The sequence below is a fragment of the Sinomonas sp. B1-1 genome (assembly GCF_050474465.1).
In the GTDB taxonomy this organism is placed as follows: domain Bacteria; phylum Actinomycetota; class Actinomycetes; order Actinomycetales; family Micrococcaceae; genus Sinomonas; species Sinomonas flava.
In genome coordinates, this window is sequence record NZ_JBCHVF010000005.1 from 47,522 (window position 1) to 67,499 (window position 19,978).

Sequence of the window (19,978 nt, forward strand, 5' to 3'; positions counted from 1 at the left end):
TCGTCCTTGTCACTTGGAGGCTTGTCTCCAACCATGCTAGGCAGGGCGCTCGGATGCAGTCGAATAGATATTCATTGGCGCCTGCATAGATATCATCAATGGATGGCACTGACCGATCTCAACCAGCTGCGCACGTTCGTGGTGCTCTACGAACTGCGCAGCGTCACCGCCGTCGCCGAGCGGCTGCACGTCACGCAGCCGACGGTCAGCTACACGCTGCGGCGGCTCCGGGCGCGGTTCGACGACGAGCTGTTCCGCCGCGAGGGGCATGACATGGTGCCGACCGCGAGGGCCACCCAGCTGTTCGGCCCGCTGCACGATGCGCTCGCGCAGATCGACGCGACCGTGAACGAGACGGAGGCCTTCGAGCCCGCCGGCTTCAACGGCCAGCTCACGCTCGGGCTCACCTCGATCGGCGAGCAGACGTTCCTCCCGCCGATCATGACGGCGCTGACGCGCGAGGCCTCCCGGCCGCACCTGCAGGTGGAGCGGCTGGACTCGGACCTGGTCGAGGACGGGCTCACCCGCGGAACGGTGGACCTGGCGATGACGGTGTCGATGATCGGCAGCCCGCGGCTGTGGCGCTCGCACGTGCGCGCCGTCGAGTACGTCGCGCTCGTCTCGGGCGAGCACCCCCTGCCGCCCACCGGGCCCGACATGTTCGCGGGCCGCCACTTCCTGCGCGTCTCGGCGCGCGGCGGCCACATCTTCCCGCTGCAGGCGCTCACCGAGCACGGGCTGATGCAGCAGATCGTCCTCACCGTGGAGGAGTACGCGACCGTCCCCGCGGTCCTGGAGGCCACCGACCTCGTCGTGCTGCTGCCGCGCCACGTCGCCGAGGTGTTCACCGGCTGGTTCCCGGGCCTGCTGATCGCGGACCTCCCGTGGCCGGGGCAGAGCACCCCGGTGTCGCTGTACACGCGGCGGGAGGCGAGCCTGACGCCGGCCCAGCGGTGGTTCCGCTCGCTGGTCCTGGCCGCGGTCCGCGAATAGGGCGGACGACGGCGGTCAGCTGCGCTTGCGGTTCCAGCTCGCCTTCGCCGGGGCGAAGGGGCTGCGCACGTGGATCGACCACGAGGAGTGCGGGTGGATCGAGAGGATGCACCGCTCGTACCAGGCGCGCGCCTCGTCGGAGAGCCTGGGCAGGACGGCGTCCTTGTCGACGTCGTCCTCCGGGCGCGGCCGCAGCGCCTTCCAGACCAGCTGCACCTCGGGCGCACCGGTGGGTATGCCGCCGACGTCGAGCACCGCGCGGTCCCACGGCAGCTGGAGCCGCGGGTCCCGCTTGTACACCCAGGCGCGCGGCGCGCCGTCCTCCAGGTTGACCTTCAGCACCCAGACGTCCTTGGCGACGTCGCGGATGAGCACGGGCTGCACCTCGTCGCCGGCCTGGACCTCCGCGAACGGCACGAGGTCGTCCTCATCGCGCACCGCCCACGCGTCGTAGCCGGCCGGAAGGCTCGCCACGAGCTGCGGAAGGTCGCCGAACACCACGCTCACGTCGGTGTTGGAACGCTCGCGGATGGGCTCGCCGAGCCAGCGGTCGAGGGCGACGCCGCCCGAGAGCCACCAGCGGACGGGCGACGACGCGAGCAGGTCTGCGGCGGCCTGCGCGCTGAGGGGCTCCCACCTCGTCTCGGGAGTGGGTGCGGAAGAGGCCATGGCTCAAGGTTACCCACGCGATGGGCGCCGAATACCCGCCCGTACACTGAGTCCGAGCGACGGCGACAGTGAGAACCCGACAGTGAGAACCAGCGAGAAGGAGCGGCACGTGGATCAGGAGACGTATGTGCTCGTCCATGGGGCGTGGCACGGGGCGTGGTGCTGGAGACCGGTGGAGCGCCTCCTCGAGGCCGCCGGTGCCCGGGTCTTCACGCCGACGCTGACGGGGTTGGGCGACCGCGCGCACCTGCTGACTCCCGACGTCGGGCTGGACACCCACATCGCCGACGTGCGGGCCACGATCGAGACGGAGGAGCTGCGCGACGTCGTCCTGGTCGGCCACAGCTACGCGGGGATGGTCGTGACCGGGGTCGCGGCCGAGATCCCGGACCGGATCAAGCGCCTCGTCATCGTCGACGGCTTCCTGCCCGAGGCCGGCGAGGCCGCCATCCGGCTCCTCCCCGAGCACGCGGCCGCCCACTACCTCGAGTCGGCGGAGGCCAATGACGGGCTCGTGATCGACCCGCGGCCTGTTGCCAACCTCGGCGTGACCGACCGGCAGGTCATCGACGAGCTCACCCCGCGGCTTACTCCGCAGCCTGCCAAGACCTACATGGACTCGGTCGGTCGCGGGCTCGGAGAGCTCCCGTTCACCGGCGACTACCTCCTGTGCTCCGGCTGGCGCACGCCGTTCGCCCGGTTCGCGGAGCGGGCGAACTCCGCCGGCTGGAACGTCACCGAGCTCGACGCCGACCACGAGGTCCTCGTGACCAACCCCGAGCTGCTCGCGCGGCACCTCCTCCAGTCCGGCGCCATGGCGTCGGCCGACTAGAGAGCGAGACGACCATGGAATTCCTGGTGAGGCAGGAGAACCGGATGCCGGTCATGCCGGCGGAGGAGGCGGCGCGGATCAAGGCCGCCGAGCGGGAGTATGCCCAGCAGCTGCGGGACCGCGGGATCCTCCGACGCCTGTGGCGCGTCCCCGGCACGCGCACGGCGATCGGCTGGTACGAGGCCGACGACGCGACAGAGCTCCACGACGTCCTGTCGGGGCTGCCGACGTTCCCATGGCAGACGATCACCGTCGAGGCGCTGGCCACCCACCCGCAGGAGCAGCCGCTCCGGCGCGACTGAGGCGGCGTCGTCGGACGCGCCGCGGCACGCCGCGCCGTGCCGGTACGCTGCGCGGCGCCGGTACCCTGACGGAGGAGGCGAGGCAATGAGGATACTGATCGCGGGTGCTGGGGCGACGGGCGGCTACTTCGGGGCGAGACTGGCCCAGGCCGGCCGGGACGTCACCTTCCTGGTCCGAACAGGGCGGGCGGGACAGCTGGCCAACGGTCTGCGGCTGATCGGCCCGGACACCGACGAGACGGTGCAGGTGCACGCTCTGACCGCCGAGCAGCTCGACGACCGGCCGTACGATCTCGTAATCCTGGCGCTCAAGGCAAGCGCCCTCGAGAGCGTGCTCGACCAGCTCGGGCCGGCGATCGGCCCGGAGACGCTGATCCTCCCGTTCCTCAACGGCATGCGGCACCTCCGGCTCCTCAACGACCGGTTCGGCACGGGCCGCGTGCTCGGTGGGTCCGTGCGCGTGGTCACCCACGTCACCCCGGACGGTGCGATCCGCCAGGTCCTCCCGCTGGCCGAAATCGTCCTCGGCGCCCAGCCGGGCGGTTCCACCGCCCGCGCCGAGGAGGTCGGCCGCGAGCTGTCCGTGCCGGGCTACAGGCTGCGGGTCACGCAGGCCATCCTGACGACGATGTGGCACAAGTGGGCGTTCATCGTCGCCTCAGGAGTCGGGTCGATCCTCATGCGGGCCGCCTTCGGCGAGATCTCTGCGGTGCCGGAGGGACAGTCGTTCATCCGGGACGTGATCGCCGAGACCGAAGGGGTCCTCAAGGCTGCCGGCTATCCGGCGTCCGAGTCCTCGCACCGGTCGTCGCTGGAGATGCTGACCCAGCCGGGCTCGCCCTTCGTCCCCTCCCTGTACCGCGACTTCACCGAGGGCCGCGACCACGAGGGCGAGCACCTCATCGGCGACTTCGCCGCCACCGCACGCGGGCTCGGCGTCGAAACGCCCCTGACAGACCTGGCCCTCCTGCAGATCCGCGTCCACGACCGGGCCAAGGCTCTCGCACCCGATCGCGTCTGACCCGCAGGCGCCAACGCGCCAGCCGCCTACGCCACCGACGCCTCGACCCGCCCCTGTTGACCGCGGAACCGGCACCGCGCACTGTGGAACGGTGCACTGGGCACTGGCCGTCCTCACTGTCATCGCGTTCGTGACCCTGCCGCTCGGGTCCGCGAGCTTCGAGCAGCAGCCGCTGATGACCCTGCTCGTCGGGCTGGCGTTCGCCCTGCTGGCAGTCTTCGGGTTCCGCTTCGTGCAGGGGCGCTCCTTCTGGTGGAGGGCGCCCTTCATCGGCGTGCTGCTGGTGCTCGGCTTCTGGGAGTTCTCGCTCTCGGGGGCAGCAGTCGGGTCCGTCCTGTTCCTCGTCGTGCTCGTGTCGGAGAGCGTGCTGCTCCTGCCGCTGCCTGCCGCGGCCGCGGTCGCCGCCGTCATCCCGCTCATCCACCTCGGGATGGACTGGCGCGACGGCCTGCGCGAGGGGCTCGGCACCCTGGCCGCCACGGTCTTCACGCTCATCGTCACCGAACTGCTCGTCCGGGAGCAGAAGGCCCGGGCGGAGCTCGCCACCGCCAATGAGCGGCTGCGCGGCTACGCCGCCCAGGCCGAGCAGCTCGCCACCATCCAGGAGCGCAACCGTCTCGCGCGGGACATCCACGACGGCGTAGGCCACCACCTCACGGTCGTGCAGATGCAGCTCGAGGCGGCGCGCGCCGTCCTCCGCACCGCGGGGCCTGAGCGACTCGACGCCATGCTGGCCACCGCGCAGGAGCAGTCGGGGCAGGCCCTCGCCGAGGTGCGGCGGTCGGTGGCCGCCCTGCGGGAGCGGCGCCCCTCCCTCGAGGAGGCCCTGCGGGTCCTCGCCGCGGAGGCGACCCAGACCGGCGTGCCGGCCGAGGTCGAGGTCCGCGGCACGGCCCGGCCCCTCCGGGCGGAGGTGGAGGAGTCCCTCTTCAGGGCCGCCCAGGAGGGCCTCACGAATGTCCGCAAGCACGCCGAGGCGAGCCGCATCGCCGTCGTCCTCGACTACCGCGGTGCGGACCGCGTGCGGCTCGAGGTGCACGACGACGGTCGGGGCCTCGGCGAGCAGCCCGGCGTCGGATTCGGGCTGACCGGGCTGCGCGAGCGGATGGCGGGCCTCGGCGGGCGCCTGTCCCTCGACCCGGCCGACCCCACCGGGCTCACCCTCACCGTGGAAGTGCCGGCGTGACGATCCGGGTGCTCGTCGCCGACGACCAGGCGCTGTTCCGCGAGGCGCTCGTGACGCTGCTCGAGGTGCAGGCCGGGGTCGAGGTGGTCGGTGAGGCCGCCAACGGCGACGAGGCCGTGCGCCGGAGCCGCTAGCTGCGTCCCGACGTGGTGCTCATGGACCTGCGGATGCCGGTGCTGGACGGCATCGCCGCGACCGCGCGGCTGCACGCCGAGCAGCCCGGCGTGCGGGTCCTGGCGCTGACAACGTTCGACGACGACGAGAACGTCTTCGCCGCGCTGCGCGCGGGCGCCGTCGGGTACCTGCTCAAGGACGTGACCTCGGCGCGGCTCGTCGAGGCGCTCGAGGCGGCGGCGCGGGGCGGATCCGTGCTCGAGCCGTCCGTGGCCGCGAAGGTCGTGGCCCGCGTCGCGAGCCTCCCCGCGGAAGCGCCGGCGCCGGAGCATCCGCTGTCCGGGCGGGAGGTCGAGGTCGTGCGGATGCTCGCTCAGGGACACAGCAACCGCGAGATCGCCGCCGTGCTCTTCCTCGCCGAGGGCACGGTGAAGAACCTCGTCACGAGCGTGCTGTCGAAGCTGGACGTGCGCGACCGCACCCAGGCGGCCCTCAAGGCCCGGGACCTCGGGCTTCTCTGAACCGCCTCTCGTCTGACCTGCCTCTCACGGGACCCCGGGTCACCCCGCGAAGGTGACCCCGGCCATGACCTCCGGCACCTGACCCGGCCTCTGCCCCGGGACGACGATTCCTATGTCCGCAAGGAATCAACAGGAGCAGAGATGAACCACCAAGAGAAGACCTCGCACCGTCCCTCCGCACGCCGCTTCGCGCTGCACGGCCTGGAGATGGTGATCGCCATGCTGGTCGGCATGGTGGTGCTGGGGACCGTCTGGTCATGGCTGGGGCTGAGCCACGACACCGCCGTGGAGTCGCTCGTCATGGCCACGGACATGGCGATCGCCATGGCGGTCTGGATGCGCTTCCGCGGGCACGGGCTGCCGGCCATCGTCGAGATGTCCGCCGCGATGTACGTGCCGTTCCTGGCGCTGCTGCCGTTCTACTGGACCGGCGCGCTCTCCGCCATGGACGTCATGAGCGCCGGCCACGTGCTCATGCTCCCGGCCATGCTGGCCTCGATGCTGCGCCGCCGGCACGAGTACGGGTGGTAACGATGCGCGCCATCCTGAAGACCATCGCGAAGGTCCTCGTGGTCGTGGTCGCCGCCCTGGCACTCCCTGCCGCGGCAGGCGCCGCCGCCGTCAACGACCTGGTCTCCACCCTCAATGCACCGCGGACCGACGGCGCCACGGCGCGGCCCGCACCCGCGGCCTACGACCCGGCGAAGCCGACGGCCGTCGTCGTGGTCGGCGACAAGGGCGCGGTGGTGTCCGACGCCCTCGCTCCGTACGAGATCCTTGCCAGCACGGGTGCGTTCAACGTCTACACCGTCGCCCCCGAGGCGCACCCCGTTCCCCTGACCGGCGGGCTCGACCTCGTGCCCGACTTCACGTTCGCACAGCTCGAGCGCCTGATCGGAAAGGCGAGCGACGTCGTCGTCGTGCCCGCCATGCCCGACGTCGCCGATCCCTCCGCGGATCCGGTGGCCGGCTGGCTCGCGCGGCAGGCCTCCGCGGGCTCGCTGGTGCTGACCGTCTGCAACGGCGGCGCGATCGCCGCGTCGGCCGGGGTCCTCGACGGGCACCGGGCCACCGCGCACTGGCTGCGGCTGGACGAGTGGGCGCGCACGTACCCGCGGGTCGACTGGGTGCGCGGCACAAGGTACGTCGACGACGGCGCGGTCGTCAGCACCGCCGGCATCCTGTCCGGCGTGGACGGCACGCTGCGCGTCGTCGAGCGGCTCGTCGGGGCGAAGGCCGCCGCCGATGCCGCCGCGGCGATCGGCTGGCCGCACTACCACCCGGGCGGTCCTGCGCCCATGGAGCAGGCCCGGCTCGAGCCGCGCGACGCCGTAGCGGCGGTGAACACCGCGTTCCGCTGGGACCGGCAGAAGGTCGGAGTGCTGCTCGAGGACGGAGTGGGCGAGATCGAGCTCGCCTCGGTGTTCGACACGTTCGGGCAGTCCCTGGCGGTCCGCACGGTCGCCGTGGGAGCCGGCCCGGTGCACACCCGCCACGGGCTCACGTTCGTGCCGCGGGCCGCGACGGCGGCGGGGCTTGACCGGGTGATCGTGCCCGGCTCGGGGAGCGGCGGGGCGGTCGCCGGGGCGGCTGCCGAGTACCCGCACCGGGACGGGGGCTTCCCGTACGACGGCGTGCTGCGCAACCTCGCGCGCACCACGGACGTCGCGACGGCGCGCTGGACGGCGAAGGTCCTCGAGTACCCGGTCGACGACCTGGGCCTCGCGGGGCAGCCGTGGCCCTGGGACGAGACGCTGCGCCCCGTCGCCCTCGCGCTCGTCGGCGTGCTCGCGGCGCTCGGAGCGTTCGCGCTCGTCCGTGCGCGCCGGCGACCGACGGCCGGCCCCGCGGTGAGGGAGCGGGAGCCAGAAGGCGCCGGGACGCGGTAGCTCCGCTGGGGCGGGTGCGTCTCCGCAGAGCTGTCAGCGCACGACGACGGGTGGGCACCCGCCGTCGTGCGCGGTCGCGTGCGCGTCCGCGGGAGACTGCGACCCGACCCGTCGGGTCCGCCCGCTCTTACGCTGGGGACCGGCCGGTGGCAGGCTGGCGCCATGCGGAGACTGATCTACGGCATGAACGTGACGCTGGACGGCTACATCGCGGCGGTCGGCGACGACATCGGCTGGAGCGAGCCCAGTGAGGAGCTGTTCGCGTGGTGGCTCGACCAGGAGCGAGCGAGCGGCCTGACACTGTACGGACGCAAGCTGTGGGAGACGATGAGCGTCTACTGGCCGACCGCGGACCAGGAGCCCGATGCCAACCCGTTGGAGATCGAGTTCGCGCGGAACTGGCGCGACTCGCCGAAGGTCGTGTTCTCCTCGACGCTGGACGGCGACCTCGGCTGGAACACCCGCCTCGTCGCCGGGGACGCGGTCGCCGAGATTGCCCGGCTCAAGGACGAGGACGGCGCCCCCATGACTATCGGCGGCGCAACGCTCGCGGCGGCAGCCATGCGGGCCGGGCTGATCGACGAGTACGTGCTGGCCACCCATCCCGTCCTTGTCGGCGGCGGCACCCCGTTCTTCACCGCGATGGACAGCTGGGTGAACCTTGACCTGGTGGAGACGCGGACGTTCCCCGGCGGCGTGGTCATGACGCGGTACGAGGCGAGGCGCTGAGCCGGCGGAGCCGAGTGCCCCACCGCCGTCGTCAGCTCTCCGTCGGCGGCCTCGCAGCCTGGTCCGGCGCCACGTCCTGGATGACCTCGTTGTGGCGGAGGAACCAGGGCTTGAATGGTGGGTCGAATCGGGCGAAGCGGGGAGCACCTGACGGTTTCAGGCCGGCCGCGGTCAGGGCTTCCTGGAGTTCGCGGTTGCGCTTGGCGAAGTCAGCTTCGGTCCCGCGGCCCGAGAAGCGGACAACTGCTGCCGTGGAGCCCGGCACGGCCCGGATCGTCACCCGCGGGTCCGCCGGCACCGGGGCCGTTTCCTCGGTCATTCCGGTCGGGAGCACGAACGACACGACGTACGCGCCACCGTCCGACTCCCTGCCGCCGGCAGGGCCTCCGCCCAACGGACCCTGTTGGAGCACCGGCGCCGTCATCTGCACCTTCTGAGACGGAGGCTTCCGGGTCGGCGCTGCGCCCTGGAGGACGGGCGCGGTCATCGCCACCGACTGGCGAGCCGCGTTGTTGCCGCTGATGTAGTTGAACAGGTGGCGGAAGGCGGCATTTCCGGCGCGGTCGAAGGTCGCGTCGACCTCTACTTCCGCGACGGTGTGCTCCGGGTACCGCCGCAGCTCGAAGTCCGCATAGCGCCGCAGAAGCTCGTAGGGCTGCTGTTCAGTCATCCTCACCCAGACGCTACGCCCCGCGTGGCGCTGAGCATAGGGGCGTGTATGCCTCAGCGCCGCGGGCAGGCCTCGTCGATGAGGCGCCGCGCCAGACCGAGCGCGCGGTTGCCGTACGTGCGCCCATCGAGCACCGCCGCGGTGGCATAGGCGCCGTTCAGCACGATCAGCAGTTCCTCGGCAAGGCGGCCGGGATCTTCGGCGCCTGCCTGCTCGGCAAGGGAGTGGAGCCAGTCGCGCACCCTCTGCTTGTGGTCGACGGCGACACGGTGCGCCGGGTGGTCTCCCTCGGGGAACTCGGTATTCGTGTTCAGCATGGGGCAGCCCCGGTACCCTGTCCCCGCGGTGTCCTCCGCGAGGACCTCGAACACTGCGCTGAGCTTCTCCCGGGGGTCCGCGTGCTCGGCCGCGGCCTGCTCCATGCGCTCGAACCACGCGTCGGCACGGCCTCGGACATAGGCGGTGGCCAGAGCGTCCTTGGTGGGGAACTGCCGGTAGACCGTGGCGTTCCCGACGCCGCACTCCTTCACGACAGCATCCATGCCTACCGCGCGGATCCCCTGCTGGTAGTAGAGGCGCGTGGCCACCTCCAGGATGTTGCGCCTGTTCTCTTCAGCCGTCCGCCGCGTCACCGCGATCTTCCTCCTCGTGCCGTCCGTACCCTCCCAGCTTGACAGACGGACCGATCCGTCACAAATAATAGACGGAACGATCCGTCACATCGTACGGATGGCGACTCGAAGGAGCACCATGAAGATCGCAGTACTCGGGACCGGCATGGTCGGGCGCGCCCTGGCGGGCCGCCTTTCCGAACTCGGCCACACCGTCACCGTCGGCACCCGCAGCCCGGAGGAGACCCTCGCACGCACCGGCGACGACGCGTTCGCCGCCTGGGCCTCGGCGAACCCGGCCGTGGGGCTCGCCTCGTTCGCCGACGCCGCCTCGGGCGCCGAGCTGGCCATCAACGCCACCAACGGTGGAGCGGCGCTCGAGGTCCTCTCGCTGGCAGGTCAGGAGAACCTCGCGGGCAAGGTCCTCGTCGACATCGCGAACCCCCTGCACTTTAGCGCCGGCATGCCGCCGACCCTGTTCGTGAAGGACACCGACTCGCTCGGCGAGCAGATCCAGCGCACACACCCCGACGCGCTCGTGGTGAAGACCCTCAACACGCTCAACGCGTCCCTCATGGCGGACCCCGCCAAGCTGGGCGAGGCCAGCACGGTGTTCGTCTCCGGGAACGACGCCGTAGCAAAGGCCACGGTGTCCGGGCTCCTGGCGGAAATGGGCCACCAGGACATCATCGACCTCGGCGACATCACGACGGCCCGCGGCACCGAGATGCTCCTTCCCGTCTGGCTGCGCCTGTGGGGCGCTCTGGGGACGCCGGAGTTCAACTTCAAGATCGTCCGCTGACCGGGCGCCTCCTCGCCCAGCGGGAGCCCGAGCGGCACAATGGCTCTGGATGGCGAGGCCCTCGGACTGCGGTGGGGCCGCGTCGCCGCGCCGCCTCGTCACTCCCCCACCCCGAAGGAGCCACCCATGGCCGTTCGCGTCGACCTCAACATCTCCCTCGACGGCTACGCCTCGACCGCCGACCAGACGCCGGAGAACCCGATGGGCGATGACTGGCAGCGCCTCGTCGCGGCCTACATCGGCACGAGGACCTTCCGCGAGCGGGTGCTCGGCGACCGCTCCGGCGAGGGGACCACCGGTGTCGACGACCGCTACGGGGCGGCCTACTTCGAGGGCATCGGCGCCGAGATCATGGGCGCGGGCATGTTCGGCCTGCACACCTTCCCGGACGATCCGGACTGGCGCGGGTGGTGGGGCGACGAGCCGCCATTCCACGCGCCGGTCTTCGTTCTGACGCACGACGCCGACCGCGCGCCCATCGAGTTCGACAACGGCACGGTGTTCCACTTCCTCTCGGCCACCCCCGAGGAGGCGCTGGCCAAGGCGACTGAGGCCGCCGGCGGGGCCGACGTGCGGATCGGCGGCGGCGTAGACACCGTGCGGGCGTTCCTGAAGGCCGGGCTCGTCGACCGTCTGCACGTGGCGATCTCGCCCATCCTGCTCGGCCGCGGGACGAGCCTGTGGGAGGACCTGCGCGGGCTCGAGGCCGGCTACACCGTCAGCAGCGAGGTTGCCGAGAGCGGCGTCGTGCACATGACCTTCGCGCGGGACTGACGCCGCGACGTGCAGGAAAGGGGCTAGGAAACAATCATCAATCGTCGCCGACGCCATCGCCTTCAGCGGGCCGGTCCCGCATTCGCTAATGCCGCGGCGATCAGCGGGCCTGCTGGGCGAGCCTCTTGACCGATTCGGGCGCTTCCTGACCGGCCTTCTCCAGAGCAGCCACGTAGACTTTGGCAGCTGCGGCCCGATTGGCAGCCTTCTTGGACACGAACCGGCTGCCGGACGTGGTCGTACGCACAGTGCCAGTGACGTTGCGCTTGGTGCCTTCGGCCATCACGATTCCTCCGTCTGCTGGTCCTCTGATTGTGCCCCGGCTTGCTGCAAACCGTCTACGAGCTCGATCTCATCACCCGGGAAGACGATCGGGTCGAGCGCCGTAGCCGCGAACTTTGCCGCTTCCACATCCGGCGCCTCCCCGACCAGCTGTGCAAGTGCCGCAATGCCCAGAGCCTGCGCGGCTTTCTTCCCAGCGCGCGCGTGACCCCCGCACCGTCGCGATGCATGCACTGCTGAGGCAGACCGGCTGCCGGCATGGCGTTTGCGTTCGGCACCCGGCGCTCATGAAGTTCCGTCGCATGCACGACGGCGCTTCCCCGGCTCGGGTGCGCGGCGTCACCGGAGCGTCCGCCCTAGGGCTGGCCCTCCTCGACCACTCGCTTGATGTCCGCCAGGACGGGGGCCCACGCGTTGGCGACCATGGTGTCGGCGTCGGCCTGGGTGGGGCTGTTGCCGTGGGTCAGGGTCAGCGTTGTGGCGCCGTCGTGCTCCGTCAGCTCGTAGGTGACGTGGTGGTAGTTCTCGGGCGAGTCGTCGGTGCCGGCCAACGGGCTCCAGTGGGTCGTGCTGACGACCCTGGGCGGCTCGTAGCGCAGGACAGTGCCCTTGTCGGTGTAGCGCTGCCCCTTCCATTCCCCGCTCCAGGTCACGGAGCCGCCTACCCGCCAGTCGGCCTCAAGCGTCGTCCCGTGGAGGTACAGCGAGACGGTCTCGGGGTCGACGAGCGCGTCCCACACGCGCTCGATCGGGGCGTTGATCGTGATCGACGTCTGGGCTGAATAGGTGTCCGCCATGGCGCGATCGTAATGCCGTATACGGGAGGGGACGAGGGCTGGCGTGTGGATTGGGTGGGCGCACGACGCCGACCCGGGCCCCGCGCCAGCGGCGGCTGGCGCGGGGCCCGGGTCGGGAGGGTCGTCCTGGTGCGGCTGGCGGCTCGTGCCAGCGGCTTCAGGATCCTACGCGGTGGCGTGGCGGGCGTGCTCGTCCTCCTGGACCTCGGTCCTCGCGCGCTTGCTGGGACCGATCCAGACGGCCACGATCGTGATGATCGCCTGGCTGATCATGTAGAGGGCCACGGGCCAGTACGAGTTGGTCGCGGCCAGCAGGAGGGTGGCGAGGACGGGCCCGATGCCGCCGGAGATCGCGCTACCAACTTCGCGGGAGGAGGCGAGGCCGGTGAAGCGGATGCGGGCGGGGAAGAGGTTGGCCAGGTAGGCGCCCTGGGTGGCGGACATGCCGCGTACGGCGATGGCGTAGATGATGACGATCGCGATGATGACGATCGGGGTCGACTTGGTGTCGATCATCCAGAACATCGGGAAGATGAAGGCCGCGACAGCGATGGCCGAGCCGATGTAGACCCGTGCGATGCCGAGGCGGTCGCCGAGCCATCCGAAGAGCGGGTAGGTGAAGAGGCTCACGAGCGAGGCGAAGAAGAGGCCGTTGAGCCCGACGCTCTTGTCGAGGTGGAGGAAGGTGGCCGCGTAGGCCAGGACGAAGGTCTTGACGAGGTTTGTGGTGGCGTTCTCGGCGAAGCAGGCGAACATGGCCACGAACCAGTTGCGCGTGTGGGAGGCGAAGACCTCCCTGACGGGGCTCTTGGGCTTCTCCTTGGTCCGGGTGACGGCCAGGAACTCAGGGGACTCCATGACGCGCATCCGGATGAAGAGGCCGACCACGATGCCGATCGCGCTGGCGAGGAAGGGGAGCCGCCACCCGTAGGCCATGAACTCGTCCTTGGGCATGAAGTCCAGGAGGGAGTAGAAGGAGGTGCCGAGCATGATGCCCAGGGCCAGGCCCGCGCCGGGGAGGCTGGTGAGGAGTCCTTGGCGCTTCTTGCTGGCGTGCTCGGAGACCATGACCTGGGCCCCGCCGAACTCGGCGCCCGCGCCGATTCCCTGCAGGATGCGCAGGAGGAGCATCAGGATCGGGGCCCAGATGCCGACCTGGTCGTAGGTGGGGAGCAAGCCGATGAGGACGGTGGAGGCGCCCATGAGGACGAGGGTCGCGGCGAGGACGTTCTTGCGCCCGATCCGGTCGCCGAGGGCGCCGAAGACGAAGCCTCCAAGGGGGCGGAAGAAGTAGCCGATCGCCGTCGTGGTCAGCGCGGCGGCGGTGCCGATGAGCGGGTCGAACTTGGGAAAGAAGAGGGTGTTGAACACGAGGGCGGACGCGGTGCCGAACAGGACGAAGTCGTACCACTCGATGGTGGTGCCGATGACGCCGGCGATGATGGCCCGGCGGACCCAGCGGGTCCGCTGCTCGGGGGTGGGGGTCATGACGTTGGACATTGCTGTTCCTTCTACTGCGTTGTAGGGGAGCTGGCGCGGGGGGTCTACGGCTGGAGGGACGGGCGGGGCGACATCTCTGCCGCCTGGCGGAGGGCCTCGATCATGCTGCGGACGTCGGCAATCCCCTTGCCCGCGATGTCGAATGCCGTGCCGTGGTCGACCGAGGTGCGGATGACCGGGAGGCCGACGGTGATGTTGACGCCGGCCTCGATGCCCAGGACCTTGACGGGGCCGTGGCCCTGGTCGTGGTACATGGCGACGATGAGGTCGTAGTCGCCGCGGCCGGCGAGGAAGAAGGCCGTGTCCGCCGGGAGCGGGCCGCGGGCGTCGATTCCGTCGGCCTGAAGCTTCTCGATGGCGGGGGTGATCTTCTCCTCTTCCTCGCCGTAGCCGAAGAGGCCGTTCTCCCCCGCATGCGGGTTGATGGCGCAGACGCCGATCTTGGGATGCGCGACGCCGGCGCGCTTCATCGCCTCGTCGCCGCGGCGGACGGTGCGTTCGACGAGTCCGGGCTCGATCCTGCGGATCGCGTCGAGGAGGCCGATGTGGGTGGTGACGTGGATGACCTTGACCTTGGGGGTCGAGAGCATCATGGACACCTCGTCGACGCCCATGAAGTGGGCGAGCAGTTCGGTGTGCCCGGGGTAGATGTGCCCGGCCTTGTGCAGCGCGGCCTTGTTGAGGGGAGCGGTGCAGATTCCCTGGACCTTGCCCGCCATCGCGAGCTCGCACGCGATCCTGATGTAGTGGTAGGCGGCGTTGCCGGCCTCCGCGGATTCCTCGCCCCAGGGCAGGTCTTCGGGCAGGAGCTCCGGGTCGATGACGTTGACCCGCCCTGGGGTGAACTCGGCGTCCTCGACCCCTTGGACCGTGACGATCTCGGCCGGGACACCGAGCGCCTCGGCACCGAGGCGCAGGCGGTGGGCGTCCCCGACCACCACGGGGCGGCTGTCGGCGTAGGCGCCGGGGTGGACGAGGGCGCCGACGGTGACTTCAGGCCCGATTCCGGCGCCGTCGCCCATGGTGACGGCGATGAAGGGCCTGTCATCGTATGCGGGGGTCATATGGATCTCCGTTGTTTCTCTGGGATGGTTCGAGGACTGGATGGCACGGTACAGCTGGGCCAGGACCTCCGGATCGCCGAAGCTGCCGGGCTTGGTGGCAACGAGCCGGCCATCGTCGGCTCTGCTGACCACGGCGCCGTGCTGGACCGCGGTGAGCGGGACGAGTGAGGCGATGCCGAGGGCATCGAGGACCTCCCGGGCGGTCTCCCCGCCGGTGAGGATGAGGTCCGTCCGGAGGCCCTGCTGGGCCTCCTGGGCAAGCCGGGCAAGCTGGGCGACGATGGCTGCCGAGCGGGCCGGATCCACCGGACCCTCGGGGACAGCCATGGCGACGGACCGGCCCTCGGCGAGCGCAACGCGGACGCCCGCCGCCCCTCCCCCGTGCGGGGGGAGGCGCACGACGTCGACGCCCTCCGCGGCGAGGTGCTCCACCTGCCGCCGGGCGGCGGGGGAGGCGGAGCCGACGACGGCGAGCACGGCGCCGCGGCGGCCTGCGGCTGGCATCGCCGCAGCGGGGGTATGCGCGGTGCGCGCAGCTTCCCTGGCCAGGCGCTGGGCGAGCACGCCCGCGACCTGTCCCGTGCCGGCGAGCGCAAGGCGACGCCGGCCTGACGAGAACCCCAGCGAGGCAACAGCCTCGACGACGGCGGCGAGGTCCGCCTCGGTCTCGCCGTCGACGACCAGGATGGCAGGCTCGGCGCTGCCGCAGACCGACTGGATCCGCTCGGCGAGGCCCGAGGACCGCACCGCCTCGAGGCCCACATTCAGGACGTTGCTTCCGGTGGCGAAGAGCTCCCCCAGGTTCCCTGGGGCAGGGCGCGGCTCGGCGCCCCAGAGCCCGGCCTCGCGGAGCGGCACGCCGGCCACGAGGGGCTCGGCCCCCACGACGGTCCTGTGCATCGCAGGGAGGGCACCGGCGAGCACCACGTCGTACCCGAGCTCGGCCAGGGCCGACAGCTCTGGCCCGACGTTGCCCCGCCAGAGCGAATCGGTCTTCTTGAAGACGACCGCCCCGGTCCCGAGACCCGCGGCGGCGGTCTTGACCGCCGCGCCGGCCGCCGCAGGCGAGGCACTGCGCGTGTGCGTGTCGAGGACGACGACCTCGGAATCGTCGGAGGCCGCATCGCCCAGGTGCGCCCCCGGCGTCGTGAGCGCGATCCGCGCAGTGAAGCCGTGGGCCGTGAACTGCTGGCCGACCTCGGCGGCACCCGAGAAGTCGTCCGCCTGAACGAGGATCCTGGCCATGTCCCTCCTCCTTTCCGATTCGGTGTGAGAGCTGTGTCACCAGCAAGCATGACATAGCTGCGCGAAACGCGCTAGTCCTATTGCTCAATTCGCGCAGCAGTGGGATAGTTGATCCCACAGACGGCAGATCGCCGGGCAGGGACAACGGCGCGATAGTGCGCATTTCGCGCAGAACGCGCAATTTCCCGCGCGGCAGATCCCACCCTCCATCGACAGGACGACAATGAGCAACCACCCCGCCGCCGCTCCCCCGCAGGAGCTTCCGCTCTCGAAGCTGGTCCTCGGCACCATGACCTTCGGCGACACCGCGGACGAGGCCACGGCGCGCGTGATCTTCGACGAGGCGCTCGATGCCGGCATCACGGCGATCGACACCGCCAACGGCTACGCGGGCGGACGGACGGAGGAGATCCTGTCCCGCCTGCTCAAGGGCCGCAGGGACGAGGTCCTCCTCGCCACGAAGGCCGGCATGCCGCACCCCGACCACGGGGACCACTCGCCGCTCTCGGCGCGGGGCCTGCGGCTCTCGCTCGAAGGCAGCCTCAGGCGCCTCGAGGTCGAGAGCGTCGACCTCTTCTACCTCCACCAGCCGGATCGTGCGGTGCCGATCGAGGAGACGCTCGGCGCCGTCGCCGAACTGGCCGCGGAGGGCAGGATCAAGGCTCTGGGTGTCTCCAACTTCGCCGCCTGGCAGATCGCCGACCTCATCCACGTCGCCGACAAGGTCGGCTCTCCCCGTCCGGTCGTGGCGCAGCAGCTCTACAACCTGCTCGCGCGCCGGGTCGAGGAGGAGTACCTCGAGTTCGCCGCGTCCCACGCCGTGCACACCATGGTCTACAACCCGCTCGGCGGAGGCCTGCTCACGGGCAGGCACCGCTTCGAGGCGAAGCCGACGGAGGGCCGCTTCGGCGACTCGCGGCTCGCCGCGATGTACACGCAGCGGTACTGGGACCCGCGGCTCTTCGAGGCCGTGCAGGCGCTGAGCGGTATCGCCGACGGGGCGGGCGTGTCGCTCGTCGAGCTGTCGCTGCGGTGGCTGGCCCACCGCGACGGCGTCGGCTCGGTGCTCCTCGGCGGCTCGAAGGCCGAGCAGCTGCGCGCGAACATCGCCGCTGTCGCCAAGGGCCCCCTGCCGGCCGACGTGGTGGAGGCGTGCGATAGCGTCGGCGCCATGCTGCGGGGCCCGATGCCCGCCTACAACCGCTGAGCCGAGCAGACGAGAAACCGAAAGCAGGAGAACAATGACGTCTTCACCTCAGGCACTCGAGTTCGCGCGGAAGATCCGCGCCCGGGAACGCGCCGTCGGCTACTGGGCCGTGCTCGACGCGCCGGTGGCTACCGAGCGGATCGCGCGCCTCGGCTACGACTACGTCGCGCTCGACGCCCAGCACGGCCTCCTCGGCTACTCGGGGGTGCTCCACGGGCTGATGGCCATCGACGCCTCCCAGCGCGCAGTCGGTCTGGTCAGGGTCGACGGGAACAGCCCGACGTCGATCGGGAAAGCCCTCGACGCCGGCGCCGTCGGCGTCATCGTGCCCCTCATCGACAGCGCCGAGGACGCCGCCGCCGCGGTCGCCGCTGCCAAGTACCCGCCCTTGGGACGCCGCTCCTACGGGCCCATGCGCTCCGCGCTCCGGATCGGACCCGTCCCGGCCGAGGCCGACGCCACGACGCTGGTCTTCGCCATGATCGAGACCCCCGAGGGCCTGGCAAACGTCAAGGAGATCTGCGCGACCCCGGGCCTCGACGGAATCTACGTGGGCCCCTCCGACCTCACGCTCGCCGTCGGCGGGGCCTTCCCCGGCGACCCCGCCGTCCAGCCCGAGTTCGACCACGCCCTCGCCACCGTCGCGGACGCCGCGGCGGCCGCCGGCATCGCCGCCGGCATCCACACCGCCGCCGGGGCGATCGCAGCCCAGCGGCTCCAGCAGGGGTACACCTTCGCCACCGTCGCCTCCGACCTCACCCACCTCGAACTGGCCGCCAGGGCCCACCTCGACGCAGCCACTTCCGACGCAGCCACTCCACAGGACTGAGACCGCCATGACCGCCAACACCATCGACAGTGCCTACAGCGCCATCACCCGCGACGGCGTCCTCCGCCGCGCCGACGGGGCGACCTTCGCCTACCTGCCCGCAGCCACCGTGCAGTCCCACGCCGCGAACCTCCAGACCCTCCCCGACGGGCGCCTGGGCTGCGTGTGGTTCGGCGGCACCCAGGAGGGCATCGGCGACATCTCGGTCTGGTTCTCCGCCCTCGAACCGAGCGGCGACCACTGGTCCGAGCCCGAGCAGCTCTCCGATGACAGCACGCGCTCCGAGCAGAACCCGATCCTCTTCGCCCCCGGCGGGGACGACGTCTGGCTCCTGTACACGGCACAGAAGGCAGGCAACCAGGACACCGCCGAAGTTCGCCGGCGGATCTCGCGCGACAGCGGGACGACGTGGGGCCCGGTGGAGACCCTGTTCCACGCCACCGAGGCCGGCGGCGTCTTCGTGCGGCATCAGCCCCTCATCCTCCCCTCGGGCCGCTGGCTGATCCCGATCTTCCGCTGCCTCACCACCCCTGGCGAGAAGTGGGTCGGCAACAACGACGACAGCGCCGTGATGGTCTCCGACGACGGCGGCCGCACCTGGCGCGAGCAGCTCGTCCCCGGCAGCCTCGGCTGCGTCCACATGGACATCCAGCCCCTCCCCGATGGATCGCTCCTGGCCCTCTACCGCAGCCGCTGGGCCGACTCCATCTACGAGTCGCGCTCCACCGACGACGGCGCCACCTGGAGCGAGCCCGTCCCGACCGAGCTGCCGAACAACAACTCCTCCATCCAGTTCACCGCCCTCGCCGACGGGCGGCTCGCCCTGGTCTACAACCACCGCCGCGCGGAGGAGACGACGGAGCGGCGCCTCTCGCTCTACGACGAGATCGACGACGACGGGCTGATCGATGATGGCGCAGCAGCTTCGGCCGCCCCCGCTGTCGAGCCCTCGCCCGCCACGGCCGGCCGGGGCGCCTTCTGGGGGACCCCGCGCGCACCCATGACCCTCGCGATCTCGGAGGACGGGGGCCGCAGCTGGCCGATCCGGCGGAACCTCGAGGTCGGGGACGGCTACTGCCTGTCCAACAACTCCCGCGACGGGCTGAACCGCGAGTTCTCCTACCCTTCCATCCACCAGGGGCCGGACGGTGGGCTCAACATCGCCTACACCTACTTCCGCCAGGCCATCAAGTACGTCAAGGTCAGCCCGGAATGGGCCTACGCCGGCACGACCACCCCGGGCGGGGACGCCGATGCCTGAGGTGGGGCACGCCGTCGTCACCGGCTGCAGCTCCGGCATCGGCCGGGCGATCGCCGCACGCCTCCTGGCGGAGGGGTGGCGCGTCACGGGGCTGAGCCGCAGGGAGACCGACCTCGGCGACGGTTTCAGCTGGCGGCAGGCCGACCTCGCCGATTCGCGCTCGCTCACCGAAGCGGTAGAGGGCTTGCCCGCGGCCGACGCCATCGTCCACGCGGCAGGGCTCCAGCGCACCGGGCGCCTCGGCAGCCTGGACGCGTCCGCCCTGCAGGAGATGTTCGCTGTGCACGTCGCGGCGGCGAGCACCCTCGCGGACGCCCTCGTCCCGTCCATGCCGGACGGCGGCCGGATCGTGCTCCTCGGCAGCAGGACCGCTGCCGGCGCCGCCGGCAAGAGCCACTACGCCGCGACCAAGGCAGCGCTCCTCGGGCTGGCCAGGTCATGGGCCAAGGAACTCGCACCCCGCCGCATCACCGTCAACGTCGTCTCGCCCGGCCCCACCGACACCCCGATGCTCTCCGACCCGGCGCGCGCGGACGTGCCCCCGGTGTCGACCCCGCTCGGGCACCTCGTCGACCCGGACGACGTGGCCGCACTCGTCGGCCTTCTCGTCGGTCCCCACGGGGCTTCGATCACGGGTCAGGACTACGTCATCTGCGCGGGAGCGTCGCTATAGCACGCGC

At 71.2% G+C, this 19,978-nt stretch carries 23 protein-coding genes; 16 read left to right on the forward strand and 7 right to left on the reverse strand.

Features of this window, described 5'->3' with window-relative positions; all coding sequences use genetic code 11:
* The first annotated feature begins 102 nt into the window (after positions 1-102).
* Positions 103-993, forward strand: a complete 891-nt coding sequence (locus tag ACQ5BE_RS09810; protein WP_430296848.1) for a LysR family transcriptional regulator — start codon at positions 103-105, stop codon at positions 991-993.
* A gap of 15 nt (positions 994-1,008) precedes the next feature.
* On the opposite strand, the gene ACQ5BE_RS09815 is transcribed toward ACQ5BE_RS09810, so the two are convergent.
* Positions 1,009-1,662 (reverse strand): hypothetical protein, encoded by a 654-nt coding sequence (locus tag ACQ5BE_RS09815; RefSeq protein WP_430296849.1) that lies wholly within the window; start codon positions 1,660-1,662, stop codon positions 1,009-1,011.
* A gap of 109 nt (positions 1,663-1,771) precedes the next feature.
* Between ACQ5BE_RS09815 and ACQ5BE_RS09820 the strand changes: the two genes are divergently transcribed.
* The 9 genes from ACQ5BE_RS09820 (at position 1,772) to ACQ5BE_RS09860 (ending at position 8,256) form a co-directional block, all read left to right on the forward strand.
* Entirely contained in the window at positions 1,772-2,494 is a 723-nt protein-coding gene (locus tag ACQ5BE_RS09820; protein WP_430296850.1) for an alpha/beta fold hydrolase, read from the forward strand.
* Positions 2,495-2,508: 14 nt separating this feature from the next.
* Positions 2,509-2,796: a muconolactone Delta-isomerase gene (locus ACQ5BE_RS09825; protein ID WP_430296851.1), complete on the forward strand. Its 288-nt coding sequence runs from the start codon at positions 2,509-2,511 to the stop codon at positions 2,794-2,796.
* Positions 2,797-2,881: 85 nt separating this feature from the next.
* A complete protein-coding gene (locus tag ACQ5BE_RS09830; RefSeq protein WP_430296852.1) occupies positions 2,882-3,817 on the forward strand; it encodes a ketopantoate reductase family protein in 936 nt (311 codons plus the stop codon).
* Positions 3,818-3,908: 91 nt separating this feature from the next.
* A complete protein-coding gene (locus ACQ5BE_RS09835; protein WP_430296853.1) occupies positions 3,909-5,003 on the forward strand; it encodes a sensor histidine kinase in 1,095 nt (364 codons plus the stop codon).
* Positions 5,000-5,137 carry a hypothetical protein gene (locus tag ACQ5BE_RS09840; RefSeq protein ID WP_430296854.1) on the forward strand — a complete coding sequence of 46 codons (138 nt, stop codon included), beginning with the start codon at positions 5,000-5,002 and terminating at the stop codon, positions 5,135-5,137. The genes ACQ5BE_RS09835 and ACQ5BE_RS09840 overlap by 4 nt, the downstream gene beginning before the upstream one ends.
* Positions 5,138-5,149: 12 nt before the next feature.
* Entirely contained in the window at positions 5,150-5,638 is a 489-nt protein-coding gene (locus ACQ5BE_RS09845) for a LuxR C-terminal-related transcriptional regulator (protein WP_430296855.1), read from the forward strand.
* A 141-nt stretch (positions 5,639-5,779) separates the two neighbouring features.
* On the forward strand, positions 5,780-6,169 hold the full coding sequence (locus ACQ5BE_RS09850; RefSeq protein ID WP_430296856.1) for a hypothetical protein: 390 nt from the start codon (positions 5,780-5,782) through the stop codon (positions 6,167-6,169).
* A gap of 2 nt (positions 6,170-6,171) precedes the next feature.
* A complete protein-coding gene (locus ACQ5BE_RS09855; RefSeq protein ID WP_430296857.1) occupies positions 6,172-7,527 on the forward strand; it encodes a DJ-1/PfpI family protein in 1,356 nt (451 codons plus the stop codon).
* Between the two features lie 162 nt (positions 7,528-7,689).
* Positions 7,690-8,256, forward strand: coding sequence for a dihydrofolate reductase family protein (locus ACQ5BE_RS09860; RefSeq protein ID WP_430296858.1), 567 nt, complete (start codon positions 7,690-7,692; stop codon positions 8,254-8,256).
* 31 nt (positions 8,257-8,287) lie between these two features.
* Here ACQ5BE_RS09860 and ACQ5BE_RS09865 read toward each other — a convergent pair whose 3' ends face one another.
* Both ACQ5BE_RS09865 and ACQ5BE_RS09870 read right to left on the reverse strand, forming a co-directional pair.
* Positions 8,288-8,926 (reverse strand): SOUL family heme-binding protein, encoded by a 639-nt coding sequence (locus tag ACQ5BE_RS09865; RefSeq protein ID WP_430296859.1) that lies wholly within the window; start codon positions 8,924-8,926, stop codon positions 8,288-8,290.
* A gap of 53 nt (positions 8,927-8,979) precedes the next feature.
* Positions 8,980-9,558: a TetR/AcrR family transcriptional regulator gene (locus tag ACQ5BE_RS09870; protein ID WP_430296860.1), complete on the reverse strand. Its 579-nt coding sequence runs from the start codon at positions 9,556-9,558 to the stop codon at positions 8,980-8,982.
* Between the two features lie 118 nt (positions 9,559-9,676).
* On the opposite strand from ACQ5BE_RS09870, the gene ACQ5BE_RS09875 reads away from it, so the two are divergent.
* Together ACQ5BE_RS09875 and ACQ5BE_RS09880 are read left to right on the forward strand one after the other, a co-directional pair.
* The gene (locus ACQ5BE_RS09875; protein WP_430296861.1) at positions 9,677-10,339 is read left to right on the forward strand and encodes an NADPH-dependent F420 reductase; all 663 of its coding nucleotides are present in this window, start codon (positions 9,677-9,679) and stop codon (positions 10,337-10,339) included.
* Positions 10,340-10,465: 126 nt separating this feature from the next.
* Positions 10,466-11,113, forward strand: coding sequence for a dihydrofolate reductase family protein (locus tag ACQ5BE_RS09880; protein WP_430296862.1), 648 nt, complete (start codon positions 10,466-10,468; stop codon positions 11,111-11,113).
* Positions 11,114-11,213: 100 nt separating this feature from the next.
* Here ACQ5BE_RS09880 and ACQ5BE_RS09885 read toward each other — a convergent pair whose 3' ends face one another.
* The 4 genes from ACQ5BE_RS09885 to pdxA form a co-directional block, all read right to left on the reverse strand.
* Positions 11,214-11,396 carry a hypothetical protein gene (locus tag ACQ5BE_RS09885; protein ID WP_430296863.1) on the reverse strand — a complete coding sequence of 61 codons (183 nt, stop codon included), beginning with the start codon at positions 11,394-11,396 and terminating at the stop codon, positions 11,214-11,216.
* Between the two features lie 355 nt (positions 11,397-11,751).
* Positions 11,752-12,192, reverse strand: a complete 441-nt coding sequence (locus tag ACQ5BE_RS09890; RefSeq protein ID WP_430296864.1) for an SRPBCC family protein — start codon at positions 12,190-12,192, stop codon at positions 11,752-11,754.
* Between the two features lie 165 nt (positions 12,193-12,357).
* Positions 12,358-13,692 (reverse strand): MFS transporter, encoded by a 1,335-nt coding sequence (locus ACQ5BE_RS09895; RefSeq protein WP_430296865.1) that lies wholly within the window; start codon positions 13,690-13,692, stop codon positions 12,358-12,360.
* Positions 13,693-13,736: 44 nt separating this feature from the next.
* Positions 13,737-16,001 carry a 4-hydroxythreonine-4-phosphate dehydrogenase PdxA gene (pdxA, locus tag ACQ5BE_RS09900; protein WP_430296866.1) on the reverse strand — a complete coding sequence of 755 codons (2,265 nt, stop codon included), beginning with the start codon at positions 15,999-16,001 and terminating at the stop codon, positions 13,737-13,739.
* A gap of 223 nt (positions 16,002-16,224) precedes the next feature.
* Here pdxA and ACQ5BE_RS09905 point away from each other — a divergent pair, with 223 nt between their 5' ends.
* The 4 genes from ACQ5BE_RS09905 to ACQ5BE_RS09920 are packed head-to-tail and all read left to right on the forward strand — an operon-like array spanning position 16,225 to position 19,971.
* Positions 16,225-17,208, forward strand: coding sequence for an aldo/keto reductase (locus ACQ5BE_RS09905; protein WP_430296867.1), 984 nt, complete (start codon positions 16,225-16,227; stop codon positions 17,206-17,208).
* A gap of 34 nt (positions 17,209-17,242) precedes the next feature.
* On the forward strand, positions 17,243-18,037 hold the full coding sequence (locus ACQ5BE_RS09910) for an HpcH/HpaI aldolase family protein (protein ID WP_430296868.1): 795 nt from the start codon (positions 17,243-17,245) through the stop codon (positions 18,035-18,037).
* 7 nt (positions 18,038-18,044) lie between these two features.
* Positions 18,045-19,298, forward strand: a complete 1,254-nt coding sequence (locus ACQ5BE_RS09915; RefSeq protein ID WP_430296869.1) for a sialidase family protein — start codon at positions 18,045-18,047, stop codon at positions 19,296-19,298.
* A complete protein-coding gene (locus tag ACQ5BE_RS09920) occupies positions 19,291-19,971 on the forward strand; it encodes an SDR family NAD(P)-dependent oxidoreductase (protein WP_430296870.1) in 681 nt (226 codons plus the stop codon). Before ACQ5BE_RS09915 ends, ACQ5BE_RS09920 begins: the two co-directional genes overlap by 8 nt.
* Positions 19,972-19,978 lie beyond the last annotated feature (7 nt).

What these genes read in the sequence shown, in the direction of transcription:
- ACQ5BE_RS09830 (WP_430296852.1), top strand. Translation starts at nt 2,882, where the DNA reads ATGAGGATACTGATCGCGGGTGCTGGGGCGACGGGCGGCTACTTCGGG.
- ACQ5BE_RS09905 (WP_430296867.1), top strand. Translation starts at nt 16,225, where the DNA reads ATGAGCAACCACCCCGCCGCCGCTCCCCCGCAGGAGCTTCCGCTCTCG.
- ACQ5BE_RS09860 (WP_430296858.1), top strand. Translation starts at nt 7,690, where the DNA reads ATGCGGAGACTGATCTACGGCATGAACGTGACGCTGGACGGCTACATC.
- ACQ5BE_RS09810 (WP_430296848.1), top strand. Translation starts at nt 103, where the DNA reads ATGGCACTGACCGATCTCAACCAGCTGCGCACGTTCGTGGTGCTCTAC.
- ACQ5BE_RS09865 (WP_430296859.1), bottom strand. Translation starts at nt 8,926, where the DNA reads ATGACTGAACAGCAGCCCTACGAGCTTCTGCGGCGCTATGCGGACTTC.
- ACQ5BE_RS09920 (WP_430296870.1), top strand. Translation starts at nt 19,291, where the DNA reads ATGCCTGAGGTGGGGCACGCCGTCGTCACCGGCTGCAGCTCCGGCATC.
- ACQ5BE_RS09890 (WP_430296864.1), bottom strand. Translation starts at nt 12,192, where the DNA reads ATGGCGGACACCTATTCAGCCCAGACGTCGATCACGATCAACGCCCCG.
- ACQ5BE_RS09880 (WP_430296862.1), top strand. Translation starts at nt 10,466, where the DNA reads ATGGCCGTTCGCGTCGACCTCAACATCTCCCTCGACGGCTACGCCTCG.
- ACQ5BE_RS09915 (WP_430296869.1), top strand. Translation starts at nt 18,045, where the DNA reads ATGACCGCCAACACCATCGACAGTGCCTACAGCGCCATCACCCGCGAC.
- pdxA (WP_430296866.1), bottom strand. Translation starts at nt 16,001, where the DNA reads ATGGCCAGGATCCTCGTTCAGGCGGACGACTTCTCGGGTGCCGCCGAG.
- ACQ5BE_RS09910 (WP_430296868.1), top strand. Translation starts at nt 17,243, where the DNA reads ATGACGTCTTCACCTCAGGCACTCGAGTTCGCGCGGAAGATCCGCGCC.
- ACQ5BE_RS09850 (WP_430296856.1), top strand. Translation starts at nt 5,780, where the DNA reads ATGAACCACCAAGAGAAGACCTCGCACCGTCCCTCCGCACGCCGCTTC.
- ACQ5BE_RS09825 (WP_430296851.1), top strand. Translation starts at nt 2,509, where the DNA reads ATGGAATTCCTGGTGAGGCAGGAGAACCGGATGCCGGTCATGCCGGCG.
- ACQ5BE_RS09855 (WP_430296857.1), top strand. Translation starts at nt 6,172, where the DNA reads ATGCGCGCCATCCTGAAGACCATCGCGAAGGTCCTCGTGGTCGTGGTC.
- ACQ5BE_RS09875 (WP_430296861.1), top strand. Translation starts at nt 9,677, where the DNA reads ATGAAGATCGCAGTACTCGGGACCGGCATGGTCGGGCGCGCCCTGGCG.
- ACQ5BE_RS09885 (WP_430296863.1), bottom strand. Translation starts at nt 11,396, where the DNA reads ATGGCCGAAGGCACCAAGCGCAACGTCACTGGCACTGTGCGTACGACC.
- ACQ5BE_RS09815 (WP_430296849.1), bottom strand. Translation starts at nt 1,662, where the DNA reads ATGGCCTCTTCCGCACCCACTCCCGAGACGAGGTGGGAGCCCCTCAGC.
- ACQ5BE_RS09895 (WP_430296865.1), bottom strand. Translation starts at nt 13,692, where the DNA reads ATGTCCAACGTCATGACCCCCACCCCCGAGCAGCGGACCCGCTGGGTC.